Origin of the sequence: Candidatus Desulfofervidus auxilii (assembly GCF_001577525.1) — a bacterium.
In the GTDB taxonomy this organism is placed as follows: Bacteria; Desulfobacterota; Desulfofervidia; order Desulfofervidales; family Desulfofervidaceae; genus Desulfofervidus; species Desulfofervidus auxilii.
Genome location: NZ_CP013015.1, coordinates 947,954 through 961,593 on the forward strand (window position 1 = coordinate 947,954; position 13,640 = coordinate 961,593).

Here is a 13,640-nt window from a genome sequence, read left to right on the forward strand (position 1 = left end):
CTTGCCTCCCTGACATTTCAAAAACACAGCATATAAGCAAAGTCAAACAAAAAAAGATGCCACAATCTTCCTTTCAGTCACTTTTACAAAGCTCAACAGACACGGTAAAAATGTCTATTTCTATGTTAGAAAAAAACCAGGAAAAATTTTTATGGAAGAACGGGAACTGCCTCTTATTTATGACTCCGAAGAAAAAAAGGCAGAGAAAGCCTATATAAAAGCCAGAACAGTCAAAAAACCAGAGGGGTTCTTGAAGGTACATGTGGAAGGAGATAGGAAGCTCCTCGCAGACGCAATACTCAGCGCATTCATAGGAGAACCAGAATTTGCGGGAAATTTCCTGGATAGTCTTTTCCTGAACCTCAACTCTGCCGTAAAGAAAAACGCAATTTCCCTGCATACCCAGGAGGAAGAAACTAAGAAAGTCCTCTATAAGTTTGCTAACGACAAAAAAACAGCGGTTCTTTTCTGGAATGCAGTTTTTCAGGCAATTAGAGAAGCCATGCACAAAAACCCGTTCTGGCAGTGAGAGGCAGTAGAAGCACACCACAACGATGTACTCCCCTTGTTTTTTCAATAATATTGTAATGATACCAGGAGGAAACCATGAAAGATAAAAACGGCGAAAGTGTTGCAATAAAAGTTAGAGCAATCGGCCAGGAAGCATTCCAGGTTGACATTCAGGGAGATAAGGAAATCCTCGCAGAAGCCATCCTGACTGCATTCCTGGATGACCCCGAACTGGCCATTAATTTCTCCACAACCCTTTTCTCAAATCTTCAGGTTGCGATTCAGAAAAAAGGTGCCTTCCTGTGTGTACCAGGAAAAAGTGAGAAAAGAGCAGCAAAAATACTGAGTATGCTGGCCAATGATATGGAACTGGCCCTTACCCTATGGTGTGGAATTTTCCAGACAATGGCAAATGCCAATGAGGCATCTCCTGCTGAATACGTGATTCCTGAGGACGAAGTCATTCATTAAACTTGACACTGTGCCAAACTGATCTTCAACCTGTGGGTGTAGTGCAAGCATGGAAACTAATTCCCCAATAACCTGTCTGCAGACAGGCAGATTTGAATCATCTCAACCCTACCAAACTGTCCGTTAAACTTAAATCAGGTCATTTTTTTGAAAAACAAACACTATCAGCGCCAATGCAATTTTAAGAAAATCCTTAAACTGTATTAAGACAACTAACAAATAAGGAAAAAATTATGCAAATGGGAAAAGCATCCCATTTGAATTCTGGGCAACGGAGGGACCCTATGAATGGTAAGCAGAAAATTAAAGATATTGCTTTACAACAAAATGAAAAACTCACAATGCCCTTCACCGAGGATATTGAAAATACCCTCATCCCACGTGTTTCCAGGCGATGCCAGGGAATCGAATTAAACTCTGGCAACGAACTGATCATTATAGCCAGCACCACAGGAGGGCTAAAAAGCACGTTTATCTCTAACCTGATGCTGAATTATAAGCTTATAAATCCCGATGGATATATATTCTTGCTTACTTATGAACTGCCAAACCATGTATATCAGTACAGGGCTTACAGGGCCCTCCTCTCACAGCTCAAACCAACTGACCCACTGGAGACCTTTAAACAGGTTTTCACCAATACCTTTTTTATAAGGCGTGTTCCTGCAAATATCATGCTGGAAAAGATGAAGCAACTTAGAGACTGCCTGCCCCCCGATAAGGCTGATAGTGAAATTATCTTTATTATTGATCCCCTTCAGCCAGTTTTTGAAACGGCACTCCACCATTCCAGTGTCAGGGATATTCGGGTAGCTGCAAATGAACTGCTACACCAGATTAAGGAAATCTCCCAGAGGGAAGGCATTACCACTATTGCAATAAGCGAAACCAATCGAGGAGTTGCCCTTAAGCTGCACAGCAGGCAGCAGCAAAAACCCTTTCAGGATATGCGTGATGAAATTAAGTTTGGCCTGCAATCCAGCCTCCGTGAGACTGGTTGTCTGGAATTCAGGGCCACACAGCTATACTTTCTCACCTGGTGGGATAATGGGGAACTTAAAACTGCACCGCCCAGGCCAGCACCAGAAGAGGTTGAGGGAATTCTTCTGAACCTAAAAAACACAGAAGGCCCAGAAAAAGACTGGAATATAACATGGTATCCAGATGAATATTTAATTAAAGTTAAAGGAGAAATCAAATGGACGTAAAGAAGGGTAAAAGCATAGCTGAATATCCCATCCCACTGGGCAAAACACCTACCTTTTTAGTAGATAAGAAGAGGCATCTGGGAACTGCCACGCATCCCTATTCAATCGTCACACCATATTGCACTATACATGTAGTTGGAGAAACCCTGAATACCTATGACCAGTCTGTTGTAATTGCAATGCTGCTGGACCCTATCATCCAGGACGGCAAAATGGAATGGAGGGGAACTGCATACAGACTGCTTAAGCGGGTATGTCCACACAGACGCCCAGGTAATGATGACTATACCAGGCTCCGTGCCAGTCTAACACGACTCTCAAACACCACCGTTTTTATTGAAAAACCCAAATCAGAAAAATATTTGTTTGACCACAACAAGGTAATTTTTAAAAAACAACCAATCATCCATTACGTGGAAATGGAGACAGAAAAGGGAAAGGTTAAAGAAATAAGGGTTACATTTGCAACTGAGTTTGCAGAGTGGGCCAAGCAACACCTCATAGGGCTGATTAAACTCAACACATGGAACAAACTATTACCAACTGGCAAGGCACTATATGCATTTTTAATCTCTCAGAGGGGAGCAAGATACACCATCCCTGTTTTAACCAGGGCGCTGCAGATCAGATTTGATCGTAACTATGCACGTTTTAAGAAAAAACTTGCAAAGCAACTGCAGATCCTACAGAAAGAAGGCATAGTTGAGACTTATGGTTTTGATGACAACATAGTCTGGTGGAAGAAGGCCAAATGTTAGAGGCAATAAACTATCGTGGTTATGACTGCAAACTATCGTGGTTATGACTGCAAACTATCGTGGTTATGACTGCAAACTATCGTGGTTATAACTGCAAACTATCGTGGTTTTGGCTGCAGCCCCTCCCCCAAAAAGCAGATGGGACGGGCGTTTTCAGACGAAAAATTTTGGGTAGGTACTTATAGGATCCTATAGGATCCTATAATAGGGGGGGCGGTGGTTTAAACACCGCCCCCTATTTAAAAATAATAAATAATTTTAATAATTTTAAAAAAAAATGAGAACGCAAAGCGTTCTCATTGTGCCGATTTACTTTAGTAAATCGGCATGTATTTAATCATTAAAAGTATTAATTATTAAAAGTATATTGTAGACCTTTTAGACACTTTTACTTCTCTTAAGTCTTTTCTCAAAGAGAAAAATTTAAGGAGAGGCCTCGAGAGCGCTTTAAGCGCTCTCTCGCACGATTTTGCTTTAGCAAAATCGCCTTTGGCAAAAAGGAAAATTTAAAAAAATTCTAACTTTTCGACAAAGAGAAATAAAAAAACAACACTATCTCCTCAATGGAAATAAAAAAAGAGAATTTCCCCCACCCCCCAATTCCGCCGACCCCCCTCCCCCAAAACAGCCTGAAATGGCACTTTTTTGAGGGTTAAGGCCAGAAAACCATTGAGTAAACTTAAACCATGTTTCTTAAATCACTCACCTATGACGAATTTCTCCAGGCTCTCAGGAAAAGAATGAAAAGGGAAAAACATCGGGATCTCCTGACACGGCTACGTGACTGGCGGTTTCAACCCATGCGATTCCTTATAGATGCACATAAGAAAACTTTTACCATTACAAATCTTTCAATCAACCAGTTACTCAAACGATTTTCTTACCCTAAAGACCTCTTTGATCGATTCCCGCTGAGTCTGCAGGAAGAAACGCTCAATTACCTCCTGGCCACTTCAGAAGACAGAGCTTTATTCAGGTTGAAGTATGAAAATACAATTCGTGCCGTATTGTCCACACACTACACCCCAATGGATGATGTTACTGTTTTCCAGCTGCTTCACCCATACCTGAAGAAATCAAGGCTTGCCTTTGCCTGTTTAACCGAAACCGAAACATATGCACGATTTTTCCTCTACAGAAAGAAAGTAGAGGACATACCGGTGATCTGTGGATGTGCGGTAAGGAATTCAGAAACAGGAACCGCCACACTAACCCTCTGCCCAACAGTCTATCTGAAGCCTTTTGGAATAACCATTTTCACCCGGAAAAACCTTCTGGAAATCCGCCATGTTGGAAGTATCAACAAAATCAAACACCAGACCTCAGACTTTCACCACAAACTCAAACACAATCAGGAAAAAATCCTGTCCGTTCTCAAACATGCAAATATTAATACTTCTCAAGTCAAGAGTGTCTTTAAGGACCTGAAACTGCACTTTCATCAGAATAGAATAACACTGCTCAATCTGATAGAAACTATTTCTCTGGCTCTCAAGGGTCAGCCCTTCAAAATTAGAATGGCAACTGAGGAACAGATAAGCTCTTTATGTGACTGGAGGTGAAGGTGAATAACTGCGAAAGGTATGCAAGAACTCTTATCAGGATATACAACGCATTTCCACCTGTAAACGGAGTTTTTACACGGAGAAAAAGAGATAGAGCAATCAGTCTCATAAGAAGGAGAATACTGGATCAGGCAAAAAAAACCAATATCACGGAGTTCCGAATCCAGGTTAACCGGCACGTCTATAACGTAACCATCCAGGATGAAAAACTCCTGAACATAAGTCTCCTGTGGGTTATTCCATTCACTGGATAAAAAATGACGTACAGAAACCACATGTTGATTAATCTCAGCGCTGCCCTCTGGCTTAATGCCTCTCTGGAAAATACAGGAGTCCTGGTCCTTTCCTCAGTCTTTCCAGATCTTATTGATTACTACACCCTGAACGAATATACTTGGTGGGAAGAACACCGGTATTAATTCCCACTTAAAACTGACCCCTTTTTCCCACTTAAAATTGACCCCCTCCAAGAAAAGATATAGGTCCTCCACATGGATTTTATGATGGAGGAGAAAGGAGATGATTTCTATGGAGGCGTGGGTAACTATCAGGTATTTAAGGGCTCAGGGAAGATCTATAAAGGGCATTGCTCGGGAGTTAGGTATTTCTAAAAACACTGTAAGGAGGGCTTTAAAGGCAAATAAACCACCTCACTATCAAAGACCTCCAAGAGATAATCCTCAGTTAATTAAACTTAAGGAGCAAATTGAAGAGATGCTTTTTGAAAAGGAATTTATAGGCACAAGAATTTTAAAAGAGATACAGCAAATAGGCTACACAGGTTCTAAATCTGCTTTTTATAGATTTCTCTCAAAGTTAAAGGCAGAAAAAGGCAATGGGAAGGCAGTAGAGCGATTTGAGACCCCTCCTGGTCATCAGGCCCAGTTTGATTGGTCTGCTTATACAGTGATGATTGGAGGGAAGTTAAAAAGAGTGATTATATTTTCTTTTATTCTCTCCTATAGCCGAAGAAAACACTTTTTTGCTTCTTTAAGGGAAGACCAGCTCTCTTGTTTTGAGGCATTAGAAGATAGTTTTCACCACTTTGGTGGTGTACCAAAAGAGATACTAGTAGATAATGCGGCTCAGTTTGTAATTTCAAGGGTAGGGCATATAATAAAGTGGAATCCTCGTTTTCTTGAGTTTTGCGGTCATTATAGAATAAAGCCAGTTGCTTGTAAGGTAAAAAGGCCTAAGACAAAGGGTAAAGTAGAAAGGCCATTTTATCCTCTTGAGCAGCATTTTATAAAAGGAAGGGAATTTGAAAGCTTTGAAGAATTTATTAAAAAGCTTCATGAGTATGAAAGAGAGCTTGATTATGTTACTCACTCTACCATAAGCCTTAGACCCATTGATAGATTTTTAAAAGAAAGCTCATTTCTCATTCCCTTACCAGAGACTCCTTTTATAAGCACAAAGGAGATATTTAGGAAGGTAACCTCTGATTGTCTTATCTCTTATGATGGCAATAGATATAGTGTTCCCTGGCCTTATGCAGGAAAGCATGTGTGGATAAGGGTATCTCAGGGCAGATATCTTAAAGTATTTTCTCAAAAAGGGGTGCTTATTGCTACTCATACTATAAGTGAAAACAAAGGGATGAGTATTATCAATCAAAAACATTATGAAGGTTTAAGAAAGAGGCTCCCCAGGACAAAGAAGCTACTTGAAGAGGCATTTTTAGAAAAGTTTTCTGAAGCAAGGTCATTTTTAGAAGGACTTGTTGTGCAACAGAAATTTAATGCAAGCTATCATTTAAGAGAGATTTTAAAACTGGCAGAGGTTTATAAAAAAGAAGACATGCACAAGGCATTCTCCTTGGCCATAAGCTATAATACATACTCTGTTAATTTCATAAGGGGTATTTTAGAAAAAGAAGGAGAACTAGAGGAACAAAGACCTACCTTTACTTTAAGGCCGCTACCCAGACTTAAGATAAAAAGGGAATTGGGTTTTTATAATCAATTTCTTTAAAGGAGGAGCAAATTGATTTTGCCTTGCTTTCTAACTTTAACATTTAAAAGCATCATGCGGAGTGGTGTCAAGGCTGGCGGAGCCACCTGAAAGGCTTGGCCTTGACACCATAAACGGAGCATGATGCTAGGCTAAAAATCAGTTAGAAGGAGGTAAACAATGGAAACAGAAAGAATAAAAGAACAACTTAAAAGACTCTCACTCTATCGTATAGCAGAGATATTTGAAGAAGAAGCAGCAAAGGCTTCAAAGGTAAAAACAAGTTATATTGGATTTTTGGCCCGGCTTGTGGAAGAAGAAGTTTTGGCAAAGACAGATCGTTCTATCAATGCAAGGATAGCTAAGGCAAAATTTCCACAAATAAAGACCATAGAGGGATTTGACTTTTCCTTTCAACCTTCTATTCCAGAGGCCTTCATTAAAGAATTGGCAGAATTAAGTTTTATAGGAAAGGCAGAAAATGTGCTTTTTCTTGGTCCCCCTGGAGTAGGAAAGACTCATCTATCTATTGCCTTGGGTCTTAAGGCTTGTGAGAAAAGGAAAAGAGTACTTTTTACCTACGCCAATGAACTTATTGAGCAACTTATGGCTGCTAGAGTAAATGGTTCATTTGGGAAGAAGCTTCAAATTTTAGGTCGTCTTGAACTGCTTATTATAGATGAACTTGGTTATTTACCCATAAACAAGGAAGGGGCTAATCTATTTTTTCAGCTTATTAGTAAGAGGTATGAAAAGGGGTCTATTATAATCAGCTCAAACAAACCTTTTGAAGAATGGGGAGAAATATTTTGTGATGATGTAATTGCCTCAGCGATACTTGACAGGCTTTTGCATCATAGTCATATTATTGCCATTAATGGCCCTAGTTATAGAACAAAGGAGAAAATGGGAGCTACGAGTAATAACTAAGGGGGGTCAAAATTAAGTGGGAAAGGGGGTCAATTTTCAACGGGAATTAACAACCGGAGCCTTTCTCATTTTTGGGCAGTGTATATCGCTGGGTATATCGCTGGATGTATACTCCTTCCACCACAATGGCTTGGATACCTCCTGTACTTTACTGGAGGGTGCTTACTGCATATTTTTATGGATTTTTTAACTCCCATGGGCGTCCCTGTGCTAACTCCCTCACGCCGAAGGAGCATTTCTCTTTTCAAAACTGGATCCCTCAAGGAAACATTCTTTACACTTTGTGTCTTTTCTTTGAGTGTGTATCTGAGAGGTAGAATGTGGCTTGAGACGCAATTCCCCGGATTGATATAAAATGCTAAGGCCGGCAGATATTAAACAGAGTATTGATCTGGTCAGTATCATCTCTGAATCAGTACAGCTGAAACGTAGCGGAAGACGCCTCATGGGACTCTGCCCGTTTCATTCAGAAAAACACCCCAGCTTCTGTGTAGACCCTGAAAAACAGCTTTTCTACTGCCACGGCTGCGGTGCAGGTGGAGACGTCTTTAACTTCGTAATGAAGCTCCATAACTATTCATTCCATGAAGCCCTTACCTTTCTTGCAGAAAAAGCAGGCATCAGGGAAATTGAAGATGAAAGGCTGAAATTCCTCAAGCAACTCCAGACACTATTCCGAAAAACCCTTCTTCTCTCACAGAAGGCAAAGATATATCTCACCAAAAGAAAGATAACCCCTGAAAAGGCAGAACATTTTGGCATGGGACTTGCCCCAAAAAACCTGCTTCAAATCCTCAAAGAAAAAAACCAGCTGCTTCAGGCACAGATGTCAGGTTTTAAAAACGAGAACTTTATTCGACTGCTTCAGGGAAGGCTCACGCTTCCTTTCTACGATAGATGCGGGAATCTGGTGGGGTTTGCTGCAAGAACACTGAATAATCAGGTCCCAAAATACATAAATACTGAAGAAACCGAGTTTTTCAAAAAGAAAAACCTCCTTTTTGGTCTTAACTTCCTCCAGCACAAAGAAAAAGTTTATATTGTAGAAGGGTATTTCGACTGTATCTCATGTTTGATTAACGGAATACCCTCTGTGGCCGCAGGCAGTACCTCTCTTACCACACATCAGGCAAAACTGCTCAAGGGTTTTGACAGGGTGGTTGTTGCTTTTGATGGAGATCATGCCGGGAAAAAGGCAACAATGCGTGCCTTTAAGATACTGGTAGCTGCCGATATCTACCCCCATGCCATCTTTTTGCCTGAAGGAGAAGACCCTGATTCACTGCTGAGAAAAGGCAAAAAAGAGCAATTCTTACGCCTTCCTGAAAAAGATCTTTTCAAACTCATCATAAACACAATTGAAAAACTCCCACCACAGAAAGCAATAACAAAACTGAACAATCTGGCAGGTTTTCTGGCAAATATACACTCACCTCTGTCAAAACTTCTCCTCCAACAGATCAGAAAAACCTTCTCCATAAAAATAGAAAAGCAAACAAGAAAACACCTGGAGACGGAAGAACAAATCCTTCAGATTCTCCTCTCCAGTCCAGAACTGGTAGAAAATCTTGAAAAAAGACAATTATTTGAGGCAATGGAAAATTCCGAAATAAGGAAAACACTTAAATATTTTGCAAAACATAAAACACTCCCCGAAGGACATACCCACATGAACCTGCTTGCCAGAGCCAGCATCTATCCAGCTCAAAAAAATCTCATAGAAAGGGCCATAAGATACCTTGAAAGAAAAAAAGTCTGCCGGGAAATAGTCTGCCCCTCTGAAAAATCATAGCAAATAAGGGCAGAAACCTTCCCCTTCTGTCACATTTAAACAGAAACTTTTAGAAGACTATCCTGATAGACTCAATCAAAACCACAGTTTTCCTTTTTTAAAAAATAAATAAGGAGGTATGTGATGAACTACCCGATTTACAGAAGCAAAGCAGCACTTAGATTTACTCTATCCCGGACAAATAGTGCTTTTATTGAAGCAGCACCCACAATCCCTGGACGTGAGCAACAGCAGGTTCAGAAAGGAGAAAGAAAGTATGACTGGCAAAACCAGAAGCTCAGCATGGCAGTAAGCTCAGAAGAACTCCTGGCCATAGCTGCAGCATGTGAAAGTCTCAGAGTCAAAGGCACTTCACCTCTTCCACCTCTCTATCACGACCCAAAAAAGGGAAATTACAACGGTAACCCCAAGCAATTCAGAATCGATCCATACACAAACCAGACAAGCAAAACACCATTTATAGCCATAGCCAATCTTTCAGAAACAGAGATGGGTAAACAGACACGCAGGTTCTCAATAGGTTTAACCTATGCCAATCTATATGCAATACAGGTTTTCGCCACCAGGGCAGCCTCCATAATGCTTGACTGGAATAGCCCTTACTCCGAGAAAGAAGAAGTAACCCCGGAAAAAGACGAAACTCCCCAACCAGAAAAAACTCCAGAACCTGAAGAAGAAATTATCCAGGAGGAAATTTCAGAAGACGACATTCCTTTCTAACAATGCTTACATTTCAAATTGAAAATCTCTACACAAAAGCCACCGGGCCCGGGCATGAAATGCACATCCTGCGCAACATTCTGTCCTGCTATGTGCCTGGTTACAGTTTTACAAAAGCATACAAAGAGGGCAGGTGGAACGGTAAAAAGTATTTCCTCACGAAAAAGGGATTTCTTCCAACCGGACTTCTGCCCTATGCAATTAAAAAACTTCCTCCCTGGATACAGATAAACAAAATAGATCAAAGAAACATTCCTCAGTTCACCTGCAGGAAACCGTGTGTCCACCAGATTACCCTGAGACCCTATCAGATAGGAGCCATTTCCATTGCCTGCTCGAAAAAGAGGGGAGTAATCCAGGCCCCTGCCGGTAGCGGGAAAACAGAAATAGCCATTGGAATCATAAGCTCCCTTTCATACCCCAAGACTCTCTATCTTGTCCACCAGAGCGACCTTATGTACCAGAGCGCCGAACGAATTAAGAAAAGGCTCCAGTGCGAACCAGGACTCATGGGAGATGGAAATTATAAAGAGAAAAGAATAACAGTAGCCATGGTTCAGACACTCTGGCCCCGCATAAAGGAACCACTTACAGAGCTATTCCTGAGAAGCACAGAACTGCTTATTATTGACGAGTGTCATCACGCTTCAGCCACCACCTGGTATAAAATCGCAATGAAAACACAAGCATTCTTCAGATTCGGTCTTTCTGCTACTCCACTGGTTGCAAACTCACTGAAGAATATGAAGCTGGCAGCCGCCACAGGACCTCTTATTGTAAAGATCAGGGAGGACAAACTTGTTGAACATGGCTATCTGTGCTCCCCCAAAATAAAAATCTTCAATGTCCAGTCTCCAATTCTTCCACCATACATGTCATACCCCATGGCCTATGAACGGGGAATTATAAGAAATGCCACAAGAAATCTCCTGATAGAAGACCTGGCAAAAAAACTCGTTGCAGAGGGAAGAACAGTCCTTATCCTGGTTGAAGCGATAGAACATGGCAACAGGCTTGCCGAGCTACTCAACGCCCCATTCCTGAGCGGGAAGGAGACAAGAAAAATAAGAAAGAAGACCATTTCCTCACTCTCAAAAAAAGAAATAGACATACTCATTACCACCAAAATCTTCGACGAAGGAATAGATGTGCCAGCCATTTCCGCAGTCATCATGGCTGCCGGGGGAAAATCCTATGTACGGTGTATACAGCGCATAGGAAGAAGCATGAGAACAAATGAAAGTAAAAAGAACCCTGTAATTATTGACTTTCTGGATAACTGCCATCCACACCTCAAGCGGCATTCCCTGAAAAGAATCAAACTCTACAGAGAAAAAAATTACCCCATTTCATTCCTCGAAAATCAAATACCCCTGTAAAAGTGCCTTTATAGTTGCATTTTTGCCCTTTCTAAGTATTTTAGAAACAATGAGAAAGGCTATATTCAGTTCAAATCATGGGAAATCAAAGGAACTAGTGGTATGAATGAGGCCCGACTTCATCCTTTTTACGAACAACTTGAAGAAAAATATCCGGGAATGATCCGCAATCGTCTAAAAGACTTCTCTGAACTAACTCTTACCAGTGACCTATATGTAATCAGGGGCATAACAAGATTTCTGGAAACTCCATCCCGGATTGAAAACTCCAGAGACCTTAATCTTCCACACGACAGCCCGGAGACCATCATTACAATCCTTCATAATATTTCCACTAACGCGGTCCTCAACGTTGAAGAAGCAGGTAAACTCAGGAACCTGTTTGAAAAAGTAAAAGAAAAATGTAATAAGCACACAGCCACCTTTAATAACCATGGACTCATTGAAAAGATTTTCTCCTTCTATACAAAAAAGCAGCTTCCACACCACCTGGCTCTTAGAATCTGCACAACATTAACCCCTCAATCGCAGGAAGAACTCCTGAAACAGGCAGGAAACAGGTTAAATAAACTCCTTGTAATTCTATCGAGAAGCCGTTTCCGTAGCAAATTCAGGGAAAATCAAGAAAATAATACTGTGGAAAATCCCACATCTGATTTCCTTGAATCCATGATCGATGAAATCCTCGGCTCGACAAAAGGAAGAGAACTTCTTGCAAAAAAACTCTATAAAAAAACCCAAAACCCAACAATCAGCCTAATAATAAAAAATCTGGAGGGGTAGCGAATGGTAGAAAAGATCAAAGTTCAGTTTGTCCATGATCTTCAGTTTATCAAAAAGGTAAATCCCGCACTCTATGAGGAACTCAGGAAGAATATCACAGATGATAAACTGTCAAAAATCAGTGAAGCAGTGTTCCACAGAAACTTCCATAAACTCAAAACTGAACAAGGAATAATTCAGGCCTTCGCAGAAATAACTCAGGCTCTGGTAGCCATTTACTATAACGCAAGACAACTCGGCCGCATATTCCTCCAGCTGGAACTTCTTCAGGAAACGGATATCCTGCCGCTGCTGAAAAATATACTGGAAAATGTGCAAAAAGAGGATATTGAGGTATTCAAGGCATTCTTCAAAAATACAACACCATTCCCCCACTCCCCAGCAGAAATATGGAAAGAGCTTAAAACCTATATGTGGCAATTGCCAGCTCCTCAAGCTAACTCCGGCGAAAAGGAAAAAGAAAGTCATGGGTAGACAAAAAGTTGGGGTAAGGGTCAACAAATTGCATGCAAAAAGTTGGAGTAAGGGTCAACAAATTGCATGCAAAAAGTTGGAGTAAGGGTCAACAAATTGCAAAAAACAGGTCTTAAAAAATAGGAGGACCAGCAGTGAGTTTTCAGTCCAGAATAAAGTCAAAGGGTATTTTTTCAGATGAACTGGCAATTTTAGAAAAAGTAAACAAAGAAAAAGCAGTTTTTTTCAAGGAACTATCGGGAGAATGTCAAAAAGATAGGCTCAGCCATATAGCCCGGAGTCTGGCAGTAAAGGGACTGGTGGATCTGTGTGTAACCAAAAGAAAGGCCAGTAGGAAATCAAGGTCAGATTTTATGCTTGTTTCTCCTGAAAAAGAGAAAGTTAAGCTGGAAGCTATATTGCAAAACCCAAAGGTACTTGAAAAGGCCTATGATGACTACCTTGAGGAGCTTAGAGAGATTTCTCCGCATGCCCAGGTCTTACCTTATAAAATGAAGGTTCCTCTTACACTGGAACATTTTAAGGAGTTAATGGAAAAAAAATACCTTTACCTTCACAAAAGGGGCCTGCCAGAGAAAAACATGAAAGTAGAAGGGATTGCAGCCAACGAAAAAGGCCGTGCGTTTGAGGCCTTCATGAAGCAGACACTGACAGACATTGTTGAAAAAATGAATAAGGAAGAAATATCGCCATCTAAGGCATTAAAAGAGATAACAAAATTTAAGGAGGTGTGTTATGCCAGATTTAATGAGCTATTTGTCAGCTCTTCTAGACTGGAGCATGGGAAAGGGCATGACCCTCAACATAGCCCCGGAGGAAGAGAAGGCAATATTGAACAAATTGATCAAAGAAAGGCTCAATGACCCCTCTGAAGATGCAAAGGCAGAACTGGAGTTACTGCTTAAGAGGCTTAAGCAGATAAATGGAGAGGATAACCACAGGGTCTTCTGTAAGAAGATGAACTGCTACGTAGATGCAGCAACATGTCTAAAACGTGCAGAAAAGAATGCTGAATGCCAGAACTGTGAGGTTTACCTTAATTTCACAAATAAGCTTCCAATGGAGCTTGTAGAGGTAGATCCAAGAACCCTTGAAGA

The 13,640-nt window shown here is 40.9% G+C and carries 15 protein-coding genes; all 15 read left to right on the plus strand.

The window, feature by feature from the left end; translation table 11 throughout:
* The first annotated feature begins 151 nt into the window (after positions 1-151).
* The 15 genes from HS1_RS04870 to HS1_RS13600 all read left to right on the plus strand — a co-directional run bounded on the left by HS1_RS04870 (position 152) and on the right by HS1_RS13600 (position 13,406).
* Positions 152-529: a hypothetical protein gene (locus tag HS1_RS04870; protein ID WP_066061731.1), complete on the plus strand. Its 378-nt coding sequence runs from the start codon at positions 152-154 to the stop codon at positions 527-529.
* Positions 530-606: 77 nt separating this feature from the next.
* The gene (locus tag HS1_RS04875) at positions 607-981 is read left to right on the plus strand and encodes a hypothetical protein (RefSeq protein WP_066061735.1); all 375 of its coding nucleotides are present in this window, start codon (positions 607-609) and stop codon (positions 979-981) included.
* Between the two features lie 284 nt (positions 982-1,265).
* Positions 1,266-2,189 carry a hypothetical protein gene (locus tag HS1_RS04880; protein WP_156469394.1) on the plus strand — a complete coding sequence of 308 codons (924 nt, stop codon included), beginning with the start codon at positions 1,266-1,268 and terminating at the stop codon, positions 2,187-2,189.
* Positions 2,180-2,947, plus strand: a complete 768-nt coding sequence (locus tag HS1_RS04885; protein WP_066061741.1) for a replication initiator protein A — start codon at positions 2,180-2,182, stop codon at positions 2,945-2,947. Before HS1_RS04880 ends, HS1_RS04885 begins: the two co-directional genes overlap by 10 nt.
* 686 nt (positions 2,948-3,633) lie before the next feature.
* Positions 3,634-4,509: a hypothetical protein gene (locus HS1_RS04890; RefSeq protein ID WP_066061744.1), complete on the plus strand. Its 876-nt coding sequence runs from the start codon at positions 3,634-3,636 to the stop codon at positions 4,507-4,509.
* A gap of 2 nt (positions 4,510-4,511) precedes the next feature.
* The gene (locus tag HS1_RS04895) at positions 4,512-4,766 is read left to right on the plus strand and encodes a hypothetical protein (protein WP_066061747.1); all 255 of its coding nucleotides are present in this window, start codon (positions 4,512-4,514) and stop codon (positions 4,764-4,766) included.
* A gap of 265 nt (positions 4,767-5,031) precedes the next feature.
* Positions 5,032-6,486: an IS21 family transposase gene (gene istA, locus HS1_RS04900; RefSeq protein WP_066061750.1), complete on the plus strand. Its 1,455-nt coding sequence runs from the start codon at positions 5,032-5,034 to the stop codon at positions 6,484-6,486.
* Between the two features lie 159 nt (positions 6,487-6,645).
* On the plus strand, positions 6,646-7,395 hold the full coding sequence (gene istB / locus HS1_RS04905; RefSeq protein WP_066061753.1) for an IS21-like element helper ATPase IstB: 750 nt from the start codon (positions 6,646-6,648) through the stop codon (positions 7,393-7,395).
* Between the two features lie 45 nt (positions 7,396-7,440).
* Complete coding sequence (locus HS1_RS13955; RefSeq protein WP_082757618.1) at positions 7,441-7,749, plus strand: metal-dependent hydrolase; 309 nt, start codon at positions 7,441-7,443, stop codon at positions 7,747-7,749.
* Position 7,750: 1 nt separating this feature from the next.
* A complete protein-coding gene (gene dnaG / locus HS1_RS04910) occupies positions 7,751-9,187 on the plus strand; it encodes a DNA primase (RefSeq protein WP_082757620.1) in 1,437 nt (478 codons plus the stop codon).
* Between the two features lie 123 nt (positions 9,188-9,310).
* Positions 9,311-9,907 carry a hypothetical protein gene (locus tag HS1_RS04915; protein ID WP_066061759.1) on the plus strand — a complete coding sequence of 199 codons (597 nt, stop codon included), beginning with the start codon at positions 9,311-9,313 and terminating at the stop codon, positions 9,905-9,907.
* A 2-nt stretch (positions 9,908-9,909) separates the two neighbouring features.
* A complete protein-coding gene (locus tag HS1_RS04920; RefSeq protein ID WP_066061762.1) occupies positions 9,910-11,286 on the plus strand; it encodes a DEAD/DEAH box helicase in 1,377 nt (458 codons plus the stop codon).
* A gap of 102 nt (positions 11,287-11,388) precedes the next feature.
* Entirely contained in the window at positions 11,389-12,069 is a 681-nt protein-coding gene (locus HS1_RS04925) for a hypothetical protein (protein ID WP_066061765.1), read from the plus strand.
* Between the two features lie 3 nt (positions 12,070-12,072).
* Positions 12,073-12,543 (plus strand): hypothetical protein, encoded by a 471-nt coding sequence (locus HS1_RS04930; RefSeq protein ID WP_066061768.1) that lies wholly within the window; start codon positions 12,073-12,075, stop codon positions 12,541-12,543.
* Positions 12,544-12,677: 134 nt separating this feature from the next.
* Positions 12,678-13,406, plus strand: coding sequence for a hypothetical protein (locus HS1_RS13600; RefSeq protein WP_066061771.1), 729 nt, complete (start codon positions 12,678-12,680; stop codon positions 13,404-13,406).
* Positions 13,407-13,640 lie beyond the last annotated feature (234 nt).

Excerpts from the sequence above, each read along its gene's own strand:
- HS1_RS04870 (WP_066061731.1), top strand. The coding sequence starts at position 152 with ATGGAAGAACGGGAACTGCCTCTTATTTATGACTCCGAAGAAAAAAAG.
- HS1_RS04875 (WP_066061735.1), top strand. The coding sequence starts at position 607 with ATGAAAGATAAAAACGGCGAAAGTGTTGCAATAAAAGTTAGAGCAATC.
- HS1_RS04880 (WP_156469394.1), top strand. The coding sequence starts at position 1,266 with ATGAATGGTAAGCAGAAAATTAAAGATATTGCTTTACAACAAAATGAA.
- HS1_RS04885 (WP_066061741.1), top strand. The coding sequence starts at position 2,180 with ATGGACGTAAAGAAGGGTAAAAGCATAGCTGAATATCCCATCCCACTG.
- HS1_RS04890 (WP_066061744.1), top strand. The coding sequence starts at position 3,634 with ATGTTTCTTAAATCACTCACCTATGACGAATTTCTCCAGGCTCTCAGG.
- istA (WP_066061750.1), top strand. The coding sequence starts at position 5,032 with ATGATTTCTATGGAGGCGTGGGTAACTATCAGGTATTTAAGGGCTCAG.
- istB (WP_066061753.1), top strand. The coding sequence starts at position 6,646 with ATGGAAACAGAAAGAATAAAAGAACAACTTAAAAGACTCTCACTCTAT.
- dnaG (WP_082757620.1), top strand. The coding sequence starts at position 7,751 with ATGCTAAGGCCGGCAGATATTAAACAGAGTATTGATCTGGTCAGTATC.
- HS1_RS04915 (WP_066061759.1), top strand. The coding sequence starts at position 9,311 with ATGAACTACCCGATTTACAGAAGCAAAGCAGCACTTAGATTTACTCTA.
- HS1_RS04920 (WP_066061762.1), top strand. The coding sequence starts at position 9,910 with ATGCTTACATTTCAAATTGAAAATCTCTACACAAAAGCCACCGGGCCC.
- HS1_RS04925 (WP_066061765.1), top strand. The coding sequence starts at position 11,389 with ATGAATGAGGCCCGACTTCATCCTTTTTACGAACAACTTGAAGAAAAA.
- HS1_RS04930 (WP_066061768.1), top strand. The coding sequence starts at position 12,073 with ATGGTAGAAAAGATCAAAGTTCAGTTTGTCCATGATCTTCAGTTTATC.